Consider the following 20,288-nt stretch of genomic DNA (forward strand, 5'->3'; position numbering starts at 1 on the left):
TCATGATTTATTATACGTATATGGTGCGCTGTGCCGACCAGTCGTTATACACCGGCTGGACTCTCGATGTATCTAAAAGGGTGGCCGCGCACAATGATGGCAGAGGGGCTAAGTATACCCGTTCCCGTCGACCTGTGACCCTGGCCTGGTGCCAGGGTTTTCCTACAAAACACGAAGCCATGCATTGGGAATGGGAAATCAAGCAGTGGTCGAAAGACAAAAAAGAGCAGCTCTGCCGTGACCAGCTTTCGGTTTGTCCTAAGGGAGATGACTCACTATGAATCGATGGAAAAAATGGCTGACGACGATGGTGGCCGGATTTACCCTCTGTGTGGCTCCGGTAGCCGCTGTTTCTGCTGCTTCGGCAGCTCAGATCCTGCTTTATGGAGCGGCTTCCATGGCTATGGCCCGTCAGCAGCTGATGAAAATGGATGATCAGAATCAGAAACAGATGCTGGCCAGTACCCAGGCGAAGACCGGCGTTCTTGACGACGAAGCCTACAGCCGGAGAGTAGAAACGATTCAGCGCAACCTCGTGGCGACGGGACTCGTTAAGCGAAATTACGACGTATACGTCAATCCTTCGAAGGAACTCAATGCTTTTGAAACGGTCGGCGGCGTTATTTCGATTAACCGCGGGATGGTCGAGGCCTTAAATGATGATGAACTGGCCTTTACCCTCAGCCATGAAATGCAGCACGGTGAAAAGCGTCATGCCGTAAACGGCGTCTTGAAGAGTATCGGCATTGCAACCTTGGTCGACGTAGCCCTCGGCGGCAACGCCAACGTCCTCGATATACTGCTTGGCAGTGTAGCTGTCAACTATATCGATAATGAAGTCGTTACCATGGACCAGGAAAAACAGGCCGATGAAACGGGTTTCAACATCATCAAGAACACGGCTTATAATGTCGGTGGGGCAGCTTCGTCCATGCAGTACGTTTACGAACAGTACGGTGATTTATGGCAGGAAGGTTTTAAACGAGTCATCAGCCCGAATAACCATCCCCAGATGTCGAGCCGTATTCAAAAATTGGCCGGCCGCATGAGCCAGTGGTCAGGAAACCACGTCCAAGTCGGCGGTAATACGGTCTATGTCAATGCTCAGCCTGTCGTGACGCCGGCTGCTATGGGCGATTATTCGTCGCGCCGCCGGGCCTTCCTCGTAGCCGGTAATTTGGCACGGTCCTTCCACGACGTCTATGGCGAAGCGCCAAAAGACAATAAAGTGCTGACGGAAACCATCAATAAAAAAGATCCGTCCTGGAACATCAGTACCCGGGGCGATGAACTCTATCTGAACGGCCAGTATATCATGACCGGAGCTGCCGGTGACAGCGTTACGAGTATTGCCGGTAATTTGCAGCGAGCCGTTGACAGCAAAGCGGCGATGCTGAGCAAGGGCGATATTCAGCAGAAAGATAAAGAATGGACACAGAAGTACGGGTATAAAGCTACGAAAGAAAAGGCTGCAGCCAAGGAAAATCAAGTAAAGAAGGATAAAGATGCATAAGCAGATTGCCTGCGTCGTGGCCCTCATGGCCCTGACACTGGGGGTCGGCATCTTTGCCGGAGCTCGTCAATCGATGCATTCCCCGGGAGTGGATATGATTTTGGAACAAGCTCGGCAGAGAGCCATGACCGATAATGAAGAGCTGCCGGTCCTTCAGGAAAAGCCCCGAGTTACCCTGCACTATCCGCAGTCGGATCCGGCCGCCGGTCATCCGATCCTTCGCTGGAGCCGCGTTGACGGCGCCGTGATGTACGATGTACAGATCTTGAAAAAAGACGGTGATTCCGATGCGGGAGCGACGGCCTATGAGCCGTTCATGGAGGATCAGCGGGCCTATACGACGGGATTAGAATTGAAGCTGCCCGATACCTTCTTTGGTCCTGTCTTTTACTGGCGGGTACGCGGTCTTGACCTCAAAGGACGCCCGGTCAGTGAATTTTCTGATATTGAAGAAACCTATGTCGATATTTTTAAATCGGTGAGGGAAAAGCCGATACCCTTGTCTTTTTTTAATCAAGGTCCCGGTCAATGGCTGCTCTATCCGGTGTATGATTGGATTGCCGTCCCCGGTGCCAAGTCCTATGAAGTAGAAGTCCTCGACGGGGCTCCGGAAAATCCCAACGGAACGAGGCCTTCCATCCACCGCATCGATGTCTACCATCCGGAGTATTCCCAGCAGTATGACCAAAAGGCTCGCTGGGGAGATAAGACTTTTTATTGGCGCGTTCGGGCCTTGGATGAAGATGGGAAGGCCATCGGCGGCTATTCCGATGCCGTGCCTTTCGAGCTGAGTCCCAAGACCGAAGCCGGGGAAGTCGCCATTTTCGGCGACAGTATCAGTCACGGCGGCGGCAGCGTTTCCTATTCGCCGACGGATTGGGAATTCAGCTACGCTTCGTACTTGAATTTTCCGACCATTAATTTATCTCAAAGCGGCGATACGAGTGCCATGGCTGCCGAGCGCTTTGAAAAAGATGTCCTGCCCTTCAAGCCGTCGTACGTACTGGTCCTCGTCGGCTCGAACAGTCTGCGGGCCGGTGTCCCGTCGTGGGAAGTCATCGGCGATCTCCGGTCGATTAAAAAACAAGCCCTGGAGAACGGAATAAAACCGGTATTCCTGACGATTCCGCCTCTCAACCCGGAAAATATCAAGGCCGCCTTCGACCAGGATACGACCGACGATTGGCGGCGGTCCATTGCCGAGGTCAACGATTATATCGATACTCAGGTTCACATCGATATCGTACCCGGAATGGCCGATGAAGACGGCGAACTCAAGACCGAGCTGGCCTTAGACGGACTTCATCTGGATCCGCCGGGAAAAGAACTGATGGCCCGAGCCATTAACAATGCTTGGGATGATATTACAGCCCTTCCTGACAGTGCTTGGGAATAGGCTGATGAGCTCTTACTTATGACAAAACGCCCTGCCGTAGTACGGCAGGGCGTTCTTTTATTCTGATAATAATTTTTTTGCGGTGAACTGGTCCGTAATGAGGACGTTGGCATAGCCGCCTTTTAAGGCTGCTCGGATACTGGCTATTTTTCCATCGCCGCCGGAAAGTAAGATGCTGTATTCTTTATGACGTAGGTCATCCAGGTCGATTCCGACGGTGCGGTCATTCAATTCCTGGCTGGAAATGTTTCCGTCCTTGTCGAAGAAGCGGGAACAAATGTCACCGACAGCGTGGGTTTTTAGATAGTTCTTTTCTTGTGAATTGGCATAGCCCAGGCGGAAGAAAAGGGCGGTGTCGCGGACGGTACCGACGCTGAAGATGGCGATGTTGGCATTGCGGCCGAGCTCGAGGACGCGTTTGATATGGCGGTCGCGGTAGACCATTTCCTTGACTTCCTTAGAATCAAATAAGACCGGGAGGGGGAGATATTGGGCAATGGTACTGTAATTGCTGGCGAATTTCCCCAGGATTTCATTGGCATAGGTTTCGCTGGTCGATAAGGTGATGCCCCCTTCGAGCTGGACGATTTGGGCGCCCTTTAAGGGGTGAGGAATGAGTTGATGGGACAGGTTGTTCAGCGTTGTCCCCCAGCCGACGCCAATGATATCGCCGTCTTGAATGATGTCATTGACATAGGCGGCGCCGCGCTGGCCGATGTATTTTTTTATTTCTTCTTCATCTTCAATGGGAGCGTTGGCGATGCAGACATCGCGCAGGCCGTAGGCTGCAGCTACCTTTTGAGCCAACTGGCTCTGGTCTTCGATGGGGTCGAAGATTTCGATTCGTACAAAGCCTTTGTCTTTGGCATACTGCAGGAGCCTCGAAACCGACGGGCGGGACAATTTCATTTCCTTAGCGATATCAGCTTGGCTGAAATTGGACTGATAGTATAATTTGGCGGCACTGATGGCCAGTTTATTCTTATCGTGCTGCATAGGCATTCATCCTCAATATGGTGCTTCTAAAAACACGGTTGTCAAAACAGAAGTCGTACAATAAGGTTCTCTTTATTATCGCATTTTTAGCGGCCCTTTTGCAAGGTAAAAGGGTAGAATAAAAAAGAGACTGCCTTTATATACCTTATATCTTGCATAAAATACATGACTTTACAAAGACTATACAAGAATTGAAAATATGTGAAGTTATAATTGAAAATATTTGCAAGAGATGTATAATGAGAACAGGTAAAGCATTATATGCAATAAGCGAAAGAAAAATCAGATGTTATGTATGGAAGGAGAAATGTATTATGCAGGACAAGCAGTATGTAATGGCTCTTGACGCCGGCACGACGAGCAATCGCGCAATTATTTTTGACAATGAATCGCATATCGTCAGTGTCAGCCAAAAGGAATTTACCCAGTATTTCCCAAAGCCGGGCTGGGTTGAACACGATGCCAATGAAATCTATCACACCATGCTTGAAGTTATGCGGGAAGCTTTGGCCCAGTCGAATCTGACGGCCAATGAAATTTCAGCGATCGGGATTACTAACCAGCGTGAAACGGCTGTCGTCTGGGATAAGAAGACCGGCGACCCGGTGTACAATGCCATCGTTTGGCAGTCCCGTCAGACGGCGGAAATCTGTGAAGACTTGAAAGCTCGCGGCTTGGTCGATGAATTCCGTGAAAAAACGGGCCTGGTCATCGATGCTTATTTCTCAGGCACCAAGGTAAAATGGATTCTCGACAATGTTGAAGGGGCCAGAGAAAAGGCGGAAAAGGGCGATCTCCTCTTTGGGACCATCGACTGCTGGCTTGTTTGGAAGTTGACCGGCGGCAAAGTTCACATTACGGACTATTCCAACGCGTCGCGTACACTTATGTTCAACATTAAAGAACTAAAGTGGGATGACCAGCTCCTTGAATATTTAACCGTTCCGAAATCGATGCTGCCGGAAGTTCGCCCGTCGAGCGATATTTATGGGTGGACAGAACCGTCGATCCTCGGCGGTATGGTCAATATTGCCGGCATTGCCGGTGACCAGCAGGCAGCTCTCTTCGGCCAGACCTGTTTTGAACCGGGCATGGCCAAGAATACCTATGGGACGGGCTGCTTTATGTTGATGAATACGGGGACGACGCCCATTCCTTCTAAAAACGGCTTGGTTACGACCATTGCCTGGGGCCTTGACGGCAAAGTCGAATATGCCCTCGAAGGTTCTATCTTCGTCGCCGGATCGGCCATTCAGTGGCTTCGTGACGGGCTGCGGCTCATCGATACGGCTCCCGATTCGGAATGGGTTGCTAAACGGGTTCCCGATTCGGATGGCGTCTATGTTGTTCCGGCCTTCGTCGGCCTTGGCGCTCCGTACTGGGATATGGATGCTCGTGGTCTCATTATCGGCATTACGCGGGGCACGAAGAAGTCTCACATCGTCCGGGCAACCCTCGATTCCATGGCTTATCAGACGAAAGATGTCCTCGGCGCCATGGAAGCCGATTCGGGTATTAAATTGGCCGCTTTAAAGGTAGATGGCGGCGCCGTTGCCAACAATATGCTCATGCAGTTCCAAGCTGATATCCTCGGCGTTCCTGTCGATCGACCTCAGGTCATTGAAACGACGGCTCTCGGTGCGGCCTACTTAGCAGGTCTTGCTGTCGGCGTCTGGGATTCGAAAGAAGATCTGGTCTCGAGCTGGAAACTTCAGAATCGTTTTGAACCGACGATGGATCCTGAAAAATCAAGTGCCTATTATAAAGGCTGGCGCAAAGCGGTCAAACACGCAATGCATTGGCTGAGTGATGAAGACTGACAGAGAGGTGCATAGCTATGATATACGATAACTTACTTGGTGAATTCATCGGAACGATGGTCCTCATCGTCTTCGGGGGCGGTGTCTGTGCCTGCAATACCTTGGCAAAATCGAAAGGCCAGGGCGGCGGCTGGATCTGTATTACGACGGCATGGGGCTTTGCCGTAATGCTCGGCGTCTTTACGGCGACGACCTTGGGAGCACCGCAGGGTGACCTGAATCCTGCCGTCACCTTAGGGAAAACCATGATCGGCATCTATTCGGTACCGCAGTTTATTGTTACCTCTATCGTTCAGATTCTGGGCGGCAGCCTCGGTGCGGCTATCGTTTGGCTCGCTTACTTGCCCCATTGGGCTGAAACGGAAGACAAGGCTGCGAAGCTCGGCATTTTCTGTACGGCCCCGGCTATCCGCAACTATCCGGCCAACTTCCTTTGCGAATTTATCGCGTCCTTCTTCTTGATGTTCGTCATTTGGATGATTTTTTCCCCGGCTGTCGGCAAGATTCCTGCCGGCCTCGGGCCCTATATCGTAGGTGTACTCATCTGGGCTTTGGGTATGAGCCTTGGCGGTCCTACAGGGTATGCCATGAATCCCGCCCGTGATCTCGGTCCTCGTCTGGCTCACGCTATCCTGCCGATTGCCGGTAAGGGCGGTTCCGATTGGGGGTATGCCTGGGTTCCTGTCGTCGCTCCGATGGTCGGTGCCTTCGCTGCCTACGTCGTCGCTGCAGCACTGAACGTATTCTAATTTCATGATGGTTATTTCGGTTATAGGGACTCGGTACGGGTCCCTATAATTTTAGGAATTTACAAAATTTCTTATAGAAATGAACTTAATTTCAAACAGGAGAAATGTATATATCATAGCTTATTTTTTGACTATGATAAATTAGCATCACCCTAAATTGAAAAAATGTAAAAATAGACTTGCAATTATTTTCACGAACTTATATAATAAGGGCATCAAAGATAGTACTCCAAGGCATTTACAGAGAAAGAGGTTGTGAATATGACAAAACAAGCAGATGTCGTCGTAATCGGCGGCGGTATTACCGGCACAGCCATTTTGCACGAATTATCCAAGTATAATCTTCGCGCCGTTCTGGTTGAACAGGAACCGGAATTAGCAGCCGGTACGACAAAAGGCAATAGTGCCATTCTTCACGCAGGGTTCGATGCTCCTACGGGCAGCATGAAAGCTTTGATGAATGTTGAAGGCAATGCGATGTACCATGAATTAAAGGATGAATTAGATTTGGAAATTCGTTGGTCCGGGTCATATGTAGCAGCTCTCGACGATGAACAGATGGAAGTCCTTAAAGAACTCCTCGCCCGGGGCCAGGCTAACGGCGTTCCCGGTTTGAAAATCGTCAGCGGCGATGAAATGCGCGAAGAAGAACCGAATGTCAGTAAAGACATCAAAGCGGCTCTCTTTGCCCCGACAGCCGGCATCTGCTGGCCCTTCGGCTTGGCGTTGGCCTTTGCGGAAAATGCCGTCATCAACGGTGCCGAAGTCATCCGTGACTGTAAGGTTACGGACATCGTCGTAGAAAACGGTGCCGTAAAGGCCGTTGAAACGGATAAAGGCACGATTGAAACGAAGTACGTCATCAATGCTGCCGGCGTTCATGCCGACGATATCAGCCGTCTGGCCGGTGACGACAGCTTTACGATTAAACCGCGTCGCGGCGAATATATTCTCTTCGACAAGACGGCTCAGAAAGATTTGGTTTATTCGCCTATTTTCCCGACGCCGACTAAGATGGGCAAGGGCATCCTGGTCTGTGCTACGACGCACGGCAACGTATTCGTAGGGCCTAACGCCCAGGATCTGCCGGAAGATGACAAGGATGATACAGCCGTTACCATTCCCGGCATGGACGAAATTCTGGACAAAGCCCGCCGCTTAGTCCCCAATATCCCGGTCGGTGCTACGATTACCGAATTTTCCGGTGTCCGCGCCGTTTCCAATACGGGTGACTTTATCGTCGGACCTTCGGAAAAGACGACGGGACTGCTCCATGCTGCCGGCATCCAGTCGCCGGGCCTTACGTCGGCGCCGGCCATTGCCAAAAAGCTGGTGGACCTCATCGTATCTGAAACGGGTGCTTCGGCGAAGTCCGATTATAAAAAAGGCCGTCCGGCCCAGCCCTGCTTCCGCATGATGCTCGATGCGGACCAAAAAGCCCTTATCGCTAAAGATCCTCGTTACGGCCGCGTCATCTGTCGCTGTGAAACGATTACGGAAGGCGAAATCGTCGATGCCATCCATCGTCCGGTCGGGGCCCGCACTGTGGACGGTGTCAAACGCCGTACTCGTGCCGGCATGGGCCGCTGCCAAGGCGGTTTCTGCGGACCTCGTGTAACTCAGATTTTGGCCCGTGAATTGAACATCCCGGTTACGGAAGTCCGGAAAGAAATGCGTAATTCTTATATGTTCTATAATAAAGAAAGCGGAGGTAAGGCATAATGGGTGAACAACTTTATGATATTATCATCGTTGGCGGCGGCCCGGCAGGCCTGTCTGCTGCATATAGCGCCTGGCAGAACGGCGCGAAAGAAATCCTCGTTCTCGAACGTGACCGTGAAGCCGGCGGCATCCTTCAGCAGTGTATTCACAATGGCTTCGGTCTCCATCATTTTAAAGAAGAATTGACCGGTCCCGGGTATGCCCAGCGCTGTTATGATTTGGTCAAAGATAAGCCGGAAATCAAAATCCTCGTAGATACGATGGTCTTAAACATCGGTCAGGATAAAACCGTTACCGCCGTCAGCCCGGAACACGGCCTGATGAAAGTAAAGGGCAAGACCATCATCCTTACTATGGGCTGCCGTGAACGGACGCGCGGTGCTATCCGCATCCCGGGCTATCGTCCGGCCGGCGTTTTCACAGCCGGTGCTGCCCAGCGTATGGTCAATATGGAAGGCTACTTGCCGGGCAAAAAAATCGTCATCCTCGGCAGCGGTGATATCGGCTTGATCATGGCTCGTCGTATGACCTTGGAAGGGTGTAAAGTGCAGGCCGTTTTGGAAATCTGCCCCTTCTCCAACGGTCTTACTCGAAACATGGTTCAATGCCTCTATGACTATGATATTCCCCTGTATCTGTCGCATACGATTACGGCTATTCACGGGAAAGACCGGGTCAGCGGTATTACGGCAGCCAAAGTCGACGATCATATGAAACCGATTCCGGGGACGGAATTCGATATCGATTGCGATACCCTGCTGTTGTCCGTCGGCCTCATTCCGGAAAATGAATTGTCCCGCGGCCTGGGAATTGCCATGCATCCCTTGACCAACGGACCGATCGTTGACCAGCATCGTGAAACGAGCATTCCCGGTATCTTTGCTGCCGGCAATGTCGTCCACGTCCACGACTTAGTCGACTTCGTCTCGGAAGAAGCGGAAATCGCCGGTAAGTATGCCGCCCTGAAGGCACAGGAACAGCTGCCGGAAGACGTTGCCGACATCGCCGTTGAAGCCGTTGACGAAGTCAGAACCTGCGTTCCCCAGCATGTCCGCGCTACGGCTGAAGGGGAAACGATTCGACTCTTCATGCGTGTCCGCAAACCGATGAAAAAAGTTCGCCTTACTGTGAAAAGCGGTGACGATACGCTGCTGACGAAAGTCCTCCCCGTTGCCAAACCGAGTGAAATGATTGCCGTCAACGTACCGGCTGCCAAGGCGAAAGGTCATCATGCGGATTGGACTGTTTCCGTAAAGGAGGAAGCATAATATGAGCGTAGAAACGAAACAATTAAACTGCATCAACTGCCCTATGGGCTGCTTGCTTACGGTTACCCTGGAAGACGGTAAAGTGACGAACGTCACCGGCAACACCTGTCCTCGCGGCGAAACGTATGCCCACCAGGAATTGACCAATCCCCAGCGCATGCTGACGTCGACGGTCAGCATCGAAGGCGGCGAACTGCCGCTCTTGCCGGTCGTATCCAAGACGACACTGCCCAAGGGGAAAATCCTCGACTGCGCCCTGGCTCTGCGCGATGTTCACGTCAAAGCTCCGGTAAAGACGGGCGACGTCATCGTCAAAGATATCTTAGGCCTCGGCGTCGATATCGTAGCCAGCCGCGATATGTAAGCGTATAAAACAACATCAAAATATCCTCTCTCTGTATATACGACAAACGCCCGCCAAGGAATTTCCTTGGCGGGCGTTTTACATATATAAATCATTAATAGCGACAGAAAGGGATTAGTCCCAGCCTAATTTGCGGCGTTTTTCTTCGATGTCGGCGACAATCTGTTTTGCCAGTGCCTTGGGATCGACGTTGACCGTCATGACCGAACCGAGGGTTTCTTTGGTATCGCGCTTTAAGAAGTTTTCGACGTTCGTCGAACCTTGGACCGGCGGTTCGACGCAGTGATAAGAGTTGATGCCGAACAGGCGGAAGGCCAAAGAGGCATCGAGGCCTTTTTCATTGGACCATTCCGGGCTGGCAAAGCCGTAAGGCATGTCCTTGATGTCATGGCCGGCAGCCTGGGCGATACCGCCTAAGACGACGGATGCGCGGGTGTTGTCGACGCATTCACCCATGTGCCATACGGGCGGCAGCTTGCCGCCGAGGAATTTCTGCAGGGAGTCACCGGCTTTGACGGCGCCGTCTTTACTGCAGAAGCCGAGTTTCAAGAGCGGGAAGGAAGCACAGCCGTTGGTGAACAGGAGAATGTTGTTTTTCAGGAGTTCTTCGGCCACGTCAACGACGGCCCGTTCGTAAACGACACGGGGATTGTTGCAGCCGACGATGTTGACGATCCCTTTGATCTGCCCGCTCTTAAGGGCATCGGCAAAGGGGCCGAAACCGTTGAATTCTTCGGCAATGTTTTCAGCATTGAAGCCGACATCGGCCGTGACTTCATAAGACGGAATGAAGACCGGAACGTCGCGGCGGGCTTCGAAGCTTTCGATGGCCCGGGTGACGATTTTTCTGGCTAATTTTTCCGTATCTTCGATGTTGGAATGGTGATGGTCGTAGGCGTAGTGTTCGGCACCGGGCAGGCGTGCAGAATCACTGGTCGTGACGACGGTCGTCTTGAAGCAGCGGGCGACGTCCATAATGGATGGGAAAACATCCTGTACGTCGGCAACCCACAAGTCGAGGGCACCCGTCCCGAGAACGAGTTCGGCCCCGACGGCATTGGACAGGGGGATAACCCCTTCATAGCGGTACATGGCGGCCAGGCAGGAACAGCAGACGCCGTAGAATTGGATGCCCTTGGCACCGTGCGCCTTGGCCAGGTCGATGAATTCCTGGGTGCGGCCGATACGGACGATTTCACTGACCAAGGTCGGGAGATGGCCGTGAACGGCGATGTTGACATAGCCTTTTTTCAGAGCGCCGATATTTACTTTTGAAGTAGCCCGATGGCCGATGCCGAAGACGACGTCTGTGGCGATGTTGGCAGCGACGACGCCGGTAAAGCAGAAAGCAAGTCCGCAGCGCAGGAACTGTTTCATGATGCTCTGCCAGTCTCCATCCGTACCGACGCCGGTGCGGTGATAGGCGTCAAAGACTTCATTGTAAGCACTGATGGGGATGATGTCGAGGTCGTTCCAAACTTTTTGCCGTTCAGCCGGGGCCATGGCTTTGATCGTTTCATAGTCATCCGGTGTCGGGCGGGAGAGGTCGGCCAGGAGGACGTCGGCCAATTTGCCGGCCAAGGCTTTGACGTCGTCTGTGTCATCGGGAATGCCGAAGGCTTTGCAGACCTGATGCAGTTTTTCAACGCCGAGAATAGGGAGGTTCAACCGCCCTTCGGAGATGAATTTCAAGGTCAGCAAGACTTCACGGGCATGCGCCCCGTGCTGGGCTACACCGGCAGCGGCACTGCGCAGGATATTGCGTGATACGATGAGGTCGGCATCGGCACCGCAGACGCCGAGGGGAGTCTTAGGCGTAATCTTACAGGGACCCATATTGCAGTTTTTACAGCATACGCCGGCAAGGCCGAAGGTACACTGCGGTTTTTGCTGGTCGAAGCGGTCAAAGGTCGTGTCACAGCCAATCTGTTCCATGCGCAGCAGCATTTCTCGTACGGCCGGGTCCGGCGTATGGTCCAGGACATCCTGCTTGGAGGCAAAGGTCTTGCGGTATTCGGCAACGGCCTTCATGTAGTCATTGACACCGCCGTGAACGTGGGGATGGTTGTGATCGTGGGGATGGACATGGTCGGCCAGACAGTCATGACCATGGTCGTGATGGTGGTCGTGATCGTGATGATGGTCGTGATCATGATGATGGTCGTGATCATGATGGTGGTCGTGATCATGATGGTGGTCATGATCATGATGATGGTCGTGATGGTGGTCATGATCATGTTTATGTTCATGATGGTCGTGATCGTGGTGTTTATGTTCCTTTTCCAATTCTTCTTCGGACATGAGGACACTCCCCTTCTAAAAATAAAAAATATATAATAAATACTTTCATTTAATAAAGCAAATATCGACTTTGCCTAATGAAAAAATGAACTGCCTTCAATTATAAAAGCAGTTCATTTTTTTGGCAAGATGGTGTTGGCTAGTTTTTTTTAGAAATTTATTTTACTTTTTGCTGGATGAAGCCCGGCGTCGTGAGGTAACGGTCGCCGTTATCCGGCAGGAAGGCTACGATGGTCTTACCGGCATTTTCCGGACGTTTGGCAACTTCCGAGGCGGCAAAGAGGGCAGCACCGCCGGAGATACCGATGAGGAGGCCTTCAGCTTCGGTAAATTTCTGAGCCGTTTCAAAGGCCTGTTCGTTGCTGACCGTGAAGACTTCATCGTAAATCTTCGTATCGAGGGTTTCCGGAACGAAGTTAGCACCGATGCCCTGGATTTTATGCGGGCCGGCATGGCCTTCGGAGAGGAGCGGAGAATCCTTCGGTTCGATAGCGATAATCTTAACGGACGGTTTCTTTTCTTTGAGGTACTGGCCGACGCCGGAGATGGTGCCGCCTGTACCGATACCGGCCAAGAAGATGTCGACGGCGCCGTCTGTATCTTCATAGATTTCCGGACCCGTCGTCAGGCGATGAATTTCCGGATTGACGGGGTTCGTGAACTGGCTGGGAATGAAGGAGTCGGGAATTTCTTTGGCCAATTCGTTGGCTTTGTCAACGGCACCCTGCATGCCCGTTTTCCCCGGAGTCAAGACGATTTCAGCACCATAAGCGGAGATGAGGTTGCGGCGTTCGACGGACATCGTTTCCGGCATGGTAAAGATGGCACGATAGCCTTTGGCGGCGGCGACGGCAGCCAGACCGATACCGGTATTGCCGCTGGTCGGTTCGATGATGACCGAACCCTTCTTCAAGAGCCCTTTCTTTTCAGCGTCTTCGATCATGGCCTTGGCGATACGGTCTTTGGCAGAACCGGCCGGGTTAAAGGCGTCGAGTTTAACGAGCAGATTGGCGGAAATGCCGGCGGCACTGTTGTAGCGTTCCGGTTTCAAGATCGGTGTGTTGCCGACTAACTGTAACATAGACGTGTAAATTTTACTCATGATACATCTCTCCTTTTCGTATGGATTCATCCCCCGATGAATGCAATTGTATAAACAGTAAATGATAAGCTATACCGAATGGGTATATATTATATGTAAGCCTGTGCCGGGAAAAATTTCCTGTACAGGGGAACAACAAAGGCAGAGGACTATTTAAGAGGCCTCATTTGGTTGGGACATCGCTCATCCTGCCGCTGGTCGATCAGTTCGAGGCGATGCTCTAAGAGCATGACCTGGCGCTTGAGGGCTACAATCTGATCTTCGATGGGGTCAGGCAGGCGATTGTGATTGAGGTCGACGTCGCGTTCGCTGTGGCTGGCTTTGAGGTGCTTGCCCTTTTGAACGACGACCCGTCCGGGAATACCAACGACGGTCGAGTGCGGTGGAACGGCTTTGAGGACGACGGAGCCGGCCCCGATTTTTGCGCCTTCACCGACGGTAAAAGAACCGAGGACTTTGGCCCCGCAGGCGACGACGACGTAGTCGCCGATGGTCGGATGGCGTTTTCCTTTTTCTTTACCGGTACCGCCGAGGGTTACGCCCTGATAGAGGGATACGTTGTTGCCGATGATCGTCGTCTCGCCGATGACAATTCCCATGCCATGGTCGATAAAAAGTCCTTCACCGATTTGAGCACCGGGATGAATTTCGATTCCCGTAAAGAAACGGGAGATGGTGGAAATAATTCGGGCCGTGACGAACCATTGGCGGCGGTAAAAGAAGTGAGCCAGGCGGTAAGCCCAAATGGCATGAAGGCCGGAATAACAGAGCAAGACTTCAAGCGTATTTTTGGCCGCCGGGTCGCGGTCCTTAATGACGCGAATGTCGTTGCGAAGTGATTTGAACATGGCTGGGCGCCCTCCTGTAGTCTGAAAAAATGAATAAAAAAAAGACCTCGTCATACAGAGACGATGGTCCGTGGTTCCACTCTGATTGCAGTACGAAGACTGCCACTCAATACCCATAACGGCGGCAACCGAGATGACCTACTGTTAAGTTCAATCATCCTGCTCTTGAAGGCATTCCATCACAGTTGACTTTGATAAGGGCTTTCAGCCAATGACCCCTACTCTCTGTACCGTTTCCTGTGTGTACTTGTTTCAATCATTGCATTTATGTCTTTGGTTTGAGAACATAATACGCCTTCGCTTTCCGTTTGTCAATAGAATTTTTGTAAAAAGATGACAAATTTGGTGATTTATTAAAAATGACGATGATGAACCTGTTTTTTTCTCCGTTTAGGGAGGAGAAAAATGGCCTCGCTGCGGGGAAGGACGGCTGGCACGATGTACATCGAGAGCGCATATATGGTATAATAAAGACTATGCATAATGATTTATCAACCGATAAAGGAGGTTATATTATATGAGCACGCAGATTACCTATTTAAATCATAGTGGCTTTTCTGTTGAGACTGATTCCAAGGTTCTGGTCTTTGATTATTACAAAGATCCGTCAGGAACGGTCAAGGCTTACAGCCAAATCCGTCGGAAACCGGTCTGGTTTTTCGTTACGCACTGGCATGACGACCACTTTAACGGCCGCATTGCCGACTTCGACGGCGACCAGTACATTATCAATGAAGACGTGCCTTTGAAACGAGACGGCCTCAAGGCGGTTCATGCCATGAAGCTCTATGATACGCTGACCCTTGGCGATACGAAGATCACCCAATTCGGATCGACCGACGAAGGAGGATCGTTCCTCGTCGAAACAGACGGATTGAAGATTTTCCATGCCGGGGACTTGAATTGGTGGCACTGGCTTGGCGACACCGATGAAAACAATGCTGAAGCCAAGGCCAATTTCGAACGAGAAATGAAGCATTTAGTGGGGCGGACCTTCGACATCACCTTTTTCCCTGTTGACGCCCGCTTAGAAGGGGCTCGTGAATGGGGCGTCAAAGAATTTTTAAAGGATGTTTCCGTAACCAAGTGTCTCATTCCCATGCATTATTTTGGAACGCCGTGGACGCCGTCTGATGAATTTAAAAAGGCTTACGACGTACCCTTATGGATTCCCAAGCACGATGGGGATGACCTCATCATCGATAAATAGGAGGTATTATGGCGAGTAACACAAATGGCGGAAGACGGAGCCAGATTGCCAATTATATCCTGATTATAGCCGCAATCGTTCTCTTATTGTCCTATCCGTTCCAAGACTTTTTTGCAGGCGGCCTCTTGACTCATTTAGCAGGAGCGGCCCTTATCGGGGGTCTTGCCGACTGGTATGCGGTTACGGCGCTGTTTCGGCGCCCCTTGGGCATTTCCTTTAAGACCGCTTTGATTCCCAATAGTAGGGAACGGATTGCCGAAATGGCGCGGCACATGATTGAATCGGAGATTTTGACCGTTTCCAATATGTATAATGTCCTCAAACGCCATCCTATTTTAGGGGCGACGCTGGACTATCTCCATACGGAAAAGGGATTCCAATCGGCAGAGCGCATCTTCGGCCAAATTTTAAACACCTTTTTGTACACCGTCGACATGAAGACCGTCGTCAAGGCCTTTGCCGGCATCGGCGGATCGGCCGTCGAAAAAATCGATTTGGCGCCGGTCATGAGCAAGGCGATTCAAGCCAGCCTTCGCGGTGAATCGGGCAAGGATTTCCTCGATTTTATGATCTTTGCCTTGGAACAAGTCGTGAAGAGCGATACGACAAAAGGCTATATCGGCGAAATCTATGAAGAGTCCCTGCGGCAGTATGCCAAGCACAACATCTTATTGGGATGGGCTATTAAAGCGGCCATTAAAATGGAAGTCTTTCAGCCGAGCCACGTTGCCGGTTTGCTGCAGGAAAAATGCCTGGCTCTTTTGGAAGAAACCAAAGAGGAAAACTCCCTTCAGCGCCAGCAGGCTCTCCACTACTTGTGGAAGCAGGCTGAACACATCGAAATCAATGAAGAATGGAGTCAGCGCATCGATGCTTATAAGGATAAGATGTATAATCATTTGATGCTGCGGCCGGATACCGAGGAAGCTTGGCAGCGTTACGTCCAGAATCCGGACAATCAGAAGCGCTTCTGTACGGCAGCGGCAGAATTTGTCGTCCAAAAACTGGAAGGCTGGCACCAAAATCCGGAGCAGGTCGAACAGATCAACCGCCAGGCCCTGGCTTTTGCTGCCCGCGAATTGAAGCGGCTCCAGGTTTGGTTCGGTAAGACGGCTGAAGCAGAAATCCTTAAATATGACGGAACTTATCTTGCAGAACAACTGGAAAACAGTGTCTGGTATGACTTGCAGATGATTCGCGTCAACGGCTCCCTCGTCGGCGCCGTCTTAGGGGCCGTCATATACCTTGCTATGTACGCCATGAAAGGAGGGGCTATCTTATGACTTACCGACAGCGTGCCAATCTCATTTTAGGCTTGTCGTTCGTCGCCTTCATCGCCATCTTCTTTTGGTGGTACACCCACGACGTATCGGTTTGGGAAGAGCTCTTGTTCTTCGTTATCCAATCAGCTCTCATCGGCAGTATTGCTGACTGGTTTGCCGTTACGGCCCTCTTTGAAAAACCTTTGGGATTTCCCTATCATACAGAGCTCTTGTATCGCCATCGCGACCGCATCATTGACGGGATTGCCCGATTGATATCGGAAAAGCTGCTCCAGCCCGACATGTGGAAGGATAAGCTCTATCAAATTTCCTTTATGGATAAAGCCGTCGACTGGCTGCGCGGCCCTCAGGGGCGGGAAAAACTCCGTACGGGGCTCTATGAAGTCGCTCAACGGGTCCATCAGCATATTCAGCGTGGTGAAACTCAGACGGCCATAGCCGGGCACCTCCGCATGTATTTGAAGCGCCAGCCTTTGGTAAGCTTCTTGGAAGACCGCCTCGTTTCGCTGCTCGAAGATCCGACGAGCCCCATGTTCCAGGACCTGATCAATCTCGTTCGCCGCGTCGTCAACAGCGAAGATTTTGACAAACTGTTGGAACGGCTCATCATCCAGTGGCGCGAAGAATCGCAGCACTCCTCTATGTCCAGCATTACCTTGACTAAGGTTCTCGGTATCGTCGATACTCAGCGGATCGCCAAGGATATAAAACTGGGTATCGTCAACTGGCTCGACCAATGGGAACATGCTGAAGGCGAACAGCGGGAATGGCTGTGCCGAAAAGTGGAAATCCTGCTCTATTCGATGAATGGTCAGCTATCCTTTGGGGTACAGAACTGGCAGAATGAATTCGTCGATGCCCTGCCTATCGAGCAGTGGCTGACAGACATCGAACATTCGACGAAAGACTATTTCATGACCGGCGAACAGGGCCGGGAAGAATTGAAAGATTTACTGGAAGAACAGTTCATCCACTACCTCGAATACTGCCGTTCCTACCCTGAAATCAAGGAATGGCTTGATGAACAGATCCGCCGGGCGTTCAACGTCATCTTGGAACATGAACATTCCCTCATTGCCGTTGCTGTCCGAGACGTCTTGTCCGGCTTCGATAAAAATCGGTTCAACCAGTTCTTGGAAAGTAAGGTCGGCGAAGACCTGGCCTGGATTCGTATCAATGGTGCCATCGTCGGCGCCTCCATCGGCCTTTGCGTCTTTGGCGTCTTGAAAATCTATCAGTTTACCCTCGTGCCGTTCCTGCGGGGCCTCTTTCTGTAATCAGGTTCTCTGGAATTGCTCGTTTTGCGTTGTGCCCGTCCTTCTAACAGGACGGGCTGTCTTATGAGGATGAATACATGGAGTATAATCAGATAACCCCTGCAGTCATAACGGCCTTACAGGCCATTGTAGGTGAAAAATATGTTTGGACCGATGACGATAAACGGATTCCCTACGGTCGCGATGAAGGCACCTTTGCGGTGCCTTTTCTGCCCGATGCCGTCGTCTTACCGGCAACGGCGGAGGAATTGGCTGCTGTTGTCGCTTTGGCTAACGAGGCCGTCATTCCCGTCATTCCCAGAGGGACCGGGACGGGCCTTGAAGGCGGTGCCCTTGTCGACGGCCGCGGCGGCATTATAGTCAGTACGGAGCGGATGAACCGCATTTTGGAAATTAATGAAGCGGCTATGTACATGGTCGTAGAAGCCGGCGTCATTACCGAGACGATACAAAAGGAAGCCGGTAAAAGGGGCCTTCTCTATGCCGGTGACCCGTGCAGCGGCGACAGCTGCTGCATCGGCGGCAACGGGGCCACCAATGCCGGCGGTAACCGGGCCGTGAAGTATGGGACGACGAGAGACCAAATCTATGCTCTTGAAGTCGTCACGCCGACCGGGAAAATTGCTAATCTCGGTAAGCGCCTCCATAAGATGACGGCCGGCTACCCCTTGGAAAAAATCGTCGTTGGTTCTGAAGGGACGTTGGGCATTATTACGAAACTGACCTTAAAGCTTGTGCCCTTGCCAAAGTCGACGGCACACGTCCTGGCCGTCTTTCCATCGGCCGAACAGGCCTTGTCGCTGGTGACGGCGCTCCCCAAGGCCGGTATTACGCCGACGTGTTTGGAATTTATGGATTACGATGTCATCGAAGTCGTCGGGGAATGGCTCGATGAAAAACAGAACTGCCCTGAAGGCGGAGCCTATATGATTATCCAGCTTGACAGTCAAAGTGAAGACGGCCTTGACGATGACTGCATGAATCTCGATGACATCTGCCGATCTCTCGGGGCTGTCGAAGTCTTCATGGCCGATGCCGAAAAAGTTTGGAAGGCCCGCAAGGCCTTTACCGAAGCGTCGGCTTCGGACTGCCCGGTCGCCGCCATGGAAGACTTCGTCGTACCGCCGGATAAACTATTGTCCTTCATGAACGAGTTGAAGGCCATCGGTGAAGCGACGGGCGTCGTATTCCGCGGTGTCAGCCATGCCGGAGACGGCAATATTCACTTGGACCTCCTGCGTCGGGGCTTTGCAGATGAGGCCGATGAAGGAGGTCGTATCGCGGCTTTTGAAGATAAGGCCTGTGAAGCAGCCTATCGTCTGGGCGGCGCTGTTTCCGGCGAACACGGTATCGGTCAGGCCCGGAAAGCTTTATTTGCAAAATATACTGACCCCGTCGAGTTGGAATTGATGAAAGCTTTGAAACGGGCTTGGGACCCGAAGGGGATTTTAAATCCCGGAAAGATTTTTGATTGAGGTGCGTGACTATGGAATCGATATGTAATGACTGTCCTCGACGCTGCGGTGTCGTCCGCAGCCTCCTTTGGAATGAGAAGGGAATGCCCGGCTTTTGCCATTCTCCGCTCCAGCCCGTCGTGGCCAGAGCGGCCCTGCATCGATGGGAGGAACCGTGCATCAGCGGGACACGCGGGTCGGGAACGGTCTTTTTTACGAGCTGTAATCTGCGCTGCTGCTTCTGCCAAAATTCCATCATCTCCATGGGACGAAAGGGAGTTCCGATTACGCCCGGAAGGCTCCGGGAAATCTATAGTGAGCTCATTGAAAAGGGCGCCCATAACATCAATCTGGTGACGCCGACGCCATATACCTCTGCCATTTTAGAGAGCTTGGCAGATCCCTTGCCGGTGCCCGTCGTCTATAACTGCGGCGGTTATGAATCGGTAGAGACCATCAATCGATTTAAAGATAAGGTGCAGATTTATTTGCCGGACTTTAAATACCTCGATTCAGCCTTAGCCGAACGCTACAGCGGTGCTGCAGACTACCCGCAGGTCGCAGCCGAAGCCATTCTTCGCATGTATGACCAGGTAGGTCCTTACGAACTCGATAACGACGGAATTTTGAAAAAAGGCGTCATCATCCGCCACCTCATCCTTCCCGGCTGTGTCGACAATACGAAAGCCGTCATCGATTGGGTGCGGAACCATTTCGACGACGGCCAGGTTTTATTCAGTTTGATGCGCCAATACGTGCCTTGCGGCCGGGCGGGAGACTATCCGGAAATCAACCGTCCCTTGACCGATGAAGAGTACGATGAGGCGGAACAGTATCTCTTTGACAGCGGTATTGAAGACGGATTTGTTCAGGAAAAAGAGAGCGCCAGCGATGACTTCATTCCCGATTTTGACGGAACCGGCGTTATCTAACGATCTCGGTATCGATAAAAATGCATATAAAAAAGACTGTCCCGGCAGCTGCC

General features: G+C 51.7%; 17 protein-coding genes and 1 other annotated feature. Of the genes, 13 read left to right on the forward strand and 4 right to left on the reverse strand.

Annotated elements, in window-relative coordinates; genetic code table 11:
* Positions 1–2: 2 nt before the first annotated feature.
* The 3 genes from UCI88_RS00810 to UCI88_RS00820 are packed head-to-tail and all read left to right on the forward strand — an operon-like array spanning position 3 to position 2,909.
* Entirely contained in the window at positions 3–281 is a 279-nt protein-coding gene (locus tag UCI88_RS00810) for a GIY-YIG nuclease family protein (protein WP_044502940.1), read from the forward strand.
* Positions 278–1,513 (forward strand): M48 family metallopeptidase, encoded by a 1,236-nt coding sequence (locus UCI88_RS00815; protein ID WP_065360252.1) that lies wholly within the window; start codon positions 278–280, stop codon positions 1,511–1,513. The genes UCI88_RS00810 and UCI88_RS00815 overlap by 4 nt, the downstream gene beginning before the upstream one ends.
* Entirely contained in the window at positions 1,506–2,909 is a 1,404-nt protein-coding gene (locus UCI88_RS00820) for an SGNH/GDSL hydrolase family protein (protein ID WP_256180021.1), read from the forward strand. The genes UCI88_RS00815 and UCI88_RS00820 overlap by 8 nt, the downstream gene beginning before the upstream one ends.
* A 57-nt stretch (positions 2,910–2,966) precedes the next feature.
* Here the strand turns inward: UCI88_RS00820 and UCI88_RS00825 are convergent, their stop codons facing one another.
* A complete protein-coding gene (locus UCI88_RS00825; RefSeq protein ID WP_330023875.1) occupies positions 2,967–3,905 on the reverse strand; it encodes a sugar-binding transcriptional regulator in 939 nt (312 codons plus the stop codon).
* 314 nt (positions 3,906–4,219) lie between these two features.
* Between UCI88_RS00825 and glpK the strand changes: the two genes are divergently transcribed.
* The 5 genes from glpK to UCI88_RS00850 all read left to right on the forward strand — a co-directional run bounded on the left by glpK (position 4,220) and on the right by UCI88_RS00850 (position 9,828).
* Complete coding sequence (gene glpK, locus UCI88_RS00830) at positions 4,220–5,725, forward strand: glycerol kinase GlpK (RefSeq protein WP_065360249.1); 1,506 nt, start codon at positions 4,220–4,222, stop codon at positions 5,723–5,725.
* Positions 5,726–5,742: 17 nt separating this feature from the next.
* Positions 5,743–6,474, forward strand: coding sequence for an MIP/aquaporin family protein (locus tag UCI88_RS00835; RefSeq protein WP_083122350.1), 732 nt, complete (start codon positions 5,743–5,745; stop codon positions 6,472–6,474).
* Positions 6,475–6,735: 261 nt separating this feature from the next.
* Positions 6,736–8,196, forward strand: a complete 1,461-nt coding sequence (locus UCI88_RS00840; protein ID WP_256180018.1) for an NAD(P)/FAD-dependent oxidoreductase — start codon at positions 6,736–6,738, stop codon at positions 8,194–8,196.
* Positions 8,196–9,464: an NAD(P)/FAD-dependent oxidoreductase gene (locus tag UCI88_RS00845; RefSeq protein WP_225068472.1), complete on the forward strand. Its 1,269-nt coding sequence runs from the start codon at positions 8,196–8,198 to the stop codon at positions 9,462–9,464. The genes UCI88_RS00840 and UCI88_RS00845 overlap by 1 nt, the downstream gene beginning before the upstream one ends.
* A 1-nt stretch (position 9,465) precedes the next feature.
* Positions 9,466–9,828, forward strand: a complete 363-nt coding sequence (locus UCI88_RS00850) for a DUF1667 domain-containing protein (protein ID WP_256180012.1) — start codon at positions 9,466–9,468, stop codon at positions 9,826–9,828.
* Positions 9,829–9,942: 114 nt separating this feature from the next.
* Here UCI88_RS00850 and cooS read toward each other — a convergent pair whose 3' ends face one another.
* From cooS to cysE, 3 genes are all read right to left on the reverse strand, one after another.
* Entirely contained in the window at positions 9,943–12,129 is a 2,187-nt protein-coding gene (cooS, locus tag UCI88_RS00855; protein ID WP_256180010.1) for an anaerobic carbon-monoxide dehydrogenase catalytic subunit, read from the reverse strand.
* 157 nt (positions 12,130–12,286) lie between these two features.
* Positions 12,287–13,231 (reverse strand): cysteine synthase A, encoded by a 945-nt coding sequence (cysK, locus tag UCI88_RS00860; RefSeq protein ID WP_044502930.1) that lies wholly within the window; start codon positions 13,229–13,231, stop codon positions 12,287–12,289.
* 149 nt (positions 13,232–13,380) lie between these two features.
* Positions 13,381–14,133, reverse strand: a complete 753-nt coding sequence (cysE, locus tag UCI88_RS00865; RefSeq protein ID WP_071822268.1) for a serine O-acetyltransferase — start codon at positions 14,131–14,133, stop codon at positions 13,381–13,383.
* Positions 14,133–14,348: a binding site (T-box leader), on the reverse strand. It overlaps the preceding gene by 1 nt.
* 248 nt (positions 14,349–14,596) lie before the next feature.
* On the opposite strand from cysE, the gene UCI88_RS00870 reads away from it, so the two are divergent.
* The 5 genes from UCI88_RS00870 (at position 14,597) to UCI88_RS00890 (ending at position 20,235) form a co-directional block, all read left to right on the forward strand.
* The gene (locus tag UCI88_RS00870) at positions 14,597–15,289 is read left to right on the forward strand and encodes an MBL fold metallo-hydrolase (RefSeq protein ID WP_256180007.1); all 693 of its coding nucleotides are present in this window, start codon (positions 14,597–14,599) and stop codon (positions 15,287–15,289) included.
* Between the two features lie 8 nt (positions 15,290–15,297).
* Entirely contained in the window at positions 15,298–16,572 is a 1,275-nt protein-coding gene (locus tag UCI88_RS00875) for a DUF445 domain-containing protein (protein ID WP_256180005.1), read from the forward strand.
* Complete coding sequence (locus tag UCI88_RS00880; RefSeq protein ID WP_256180003.1) at positions 16,569–17,849, forward strand: DUF445 domain-containing protein; 1,281 nt, start codon at positions 16,569–16,571, stop codon at positions 17,847–17,849. The genes UCI88_RS00875 and UCI88_RS00880 overlap by 4 nt, the downstream gene beginning before the upstream one ends.
* A 77-nt stretch (positions 17,850–17,926) precedes the next feature.
* Positions 17,927–19,324: an FAD-binding oxidoreductase gene (locus tag UCI88_RS00885; RefSeq protein ID WP_256180001.1), complete on the forward strand. Its 1,398-nt coding sequence runs from the start codon at positions 17,927–17,929 to the stop codon at positions 19,322–19,324.
* An 11-nt stretch (positions 19,325–19,335) separates the two neighbouring features.
* Positions 19,336–20,235 (forward strand): radical SAM protein, encoded by a 900-nt coding sequence (locus UCI88_RS00890; protein ID WP_256179988.1) that lies wholly within the window; start codon positions 19,336–19,338, stop codon positions 20,233–20,235.
* Positions 20,236–20,288 lie beyond the last annotated feature (53 nt).

It is taken from the genome of Megasphaera massiliensis (genome assembly GCF_036305205.1).
Lineage (GTDB): Bacteria > Bacillota > Negativicutes > Veillonellales > Megasphaeraceae > Megasphaera > Megasphaera massiliensis.

Excerpts from the sequence above, each read along its gene's own strand:
- UCI88_RS00880 (WP_256180003.1), top strand. The coding sequence starts at position 16,569 with ATGACTTACCGACAGCGTGCCAATCTCATTTTAGGCTTGTCGTTCGTC.
- UCI88_RS00825 (WP_330023875.1), bottom strand. The coding sequence starts at position 3,905 with ATGCAGCACGATAAGAATAAACTGGCCATCAGTGCCGCCAAATTATAC.
- UCI88_RS00845 (WP_225068472.1), top strand. The coding sequence starts at position 8,196 with ATGGGTGAACAACTTTATGATATTATCATCGTTGGCGGCGGCCCGGCA.
- glpK (WP_065360249.1), top strand. The coding sequence starts at position 4,220 with ATGCAGGACAAGCAGTATGTAATGGCTCTTGACGCCGGCACGACGAGC.
- UCI88_RS00885 (WP_256180001.1), top strand. The coding sequence starts at position 17,927 with ATGGAGTATAATCAGATAACCCCTGCAGTCATAACGGCCTTACAGGCC.
- UCI88_RS00815 (WP_065360252.1), top strand. The coding sequence starts at position 278 with ATGAATCGATGGAAAAAATGGCTGACGACGATGGTGGCCGGATTTACC.
- cysK (WP_044502930.1), bottom strand. The coding sequence starts at position 13,231 with ATGAGTAAAATTTACACGTCTATGTTACAGTTAGTCGGCAACACACCG.
- UCI88_RS00840 (WP_256180018.1), top strand. The coding sequence starts at position 6,736 with ATGACAAAACAAGCAGATGTCGTCGTAATCGGCGGCGGTATTACCGGC.
- UCI88_RS00810 (WP_044502940.1), top strand. The coding sequence starts at position 3 with ATGATTTATTATACGTATATGGTGCGCTGTGCCGACCAGTCGTTATAC.
- UCI88_RS00820 (WP_256180021.1), top strand. The coding sequence starts at position 1,506 with ATGCATAAGCAGATTGCCTGCGTCGTGGCCCTCATGGCCCTGACACTG.
- cysE (WP_071822268.1), bottom strand. The coding sequence starts at position 14,133 with ATGACGAGGTCTTTTTTTTATTCATTTTTTCAGACTACAGGAGGGCGC.
- cooS (WP_256180010.1), bottom strand. The coding sequence starts at position 12,129 with ATGTCCGAAGAAGAATTGGAAAAGGAACATAAACACCACGATCACGAC.
- UCI88_RS00875 (WP_256180005.1), top strand. The coding sequence starts at position 15,298 with ATGGCGAGTAACACAAATGGCGGAAGACGGAGCCAGATTGCCAATTAT.
- UCI88_RS00835 (WP_083122350.1), top strand. The coding sequence starts at position 5,743 with ATGATATACGATAACTTACTTGGTGAATTCATCGGAACGATGGTCCTC.
- UCI88_RS00850 (WP_256180012.1), top strand. The coding sequence starts at position 9,466 with ATGAGCGTAGAAACGAAACAATTAAACTGCATCAACTGCCCTATGGGC.
- UCI88_RS00870 (WP_256180007.1), top strand. The coding sequence starts at position 14,597 with ATGAGCACGCAGATTACCTATTTAAATCATAGTGGCTTTTCTGTTGAG.
- UCI88_RS00890 (WP_256179988.1), top strand. The coding sequence starts at position 19,336 with ATGGAATCGATATGTAATGACTGTCCTCGACGCTGCGGTGTCGTCCGC.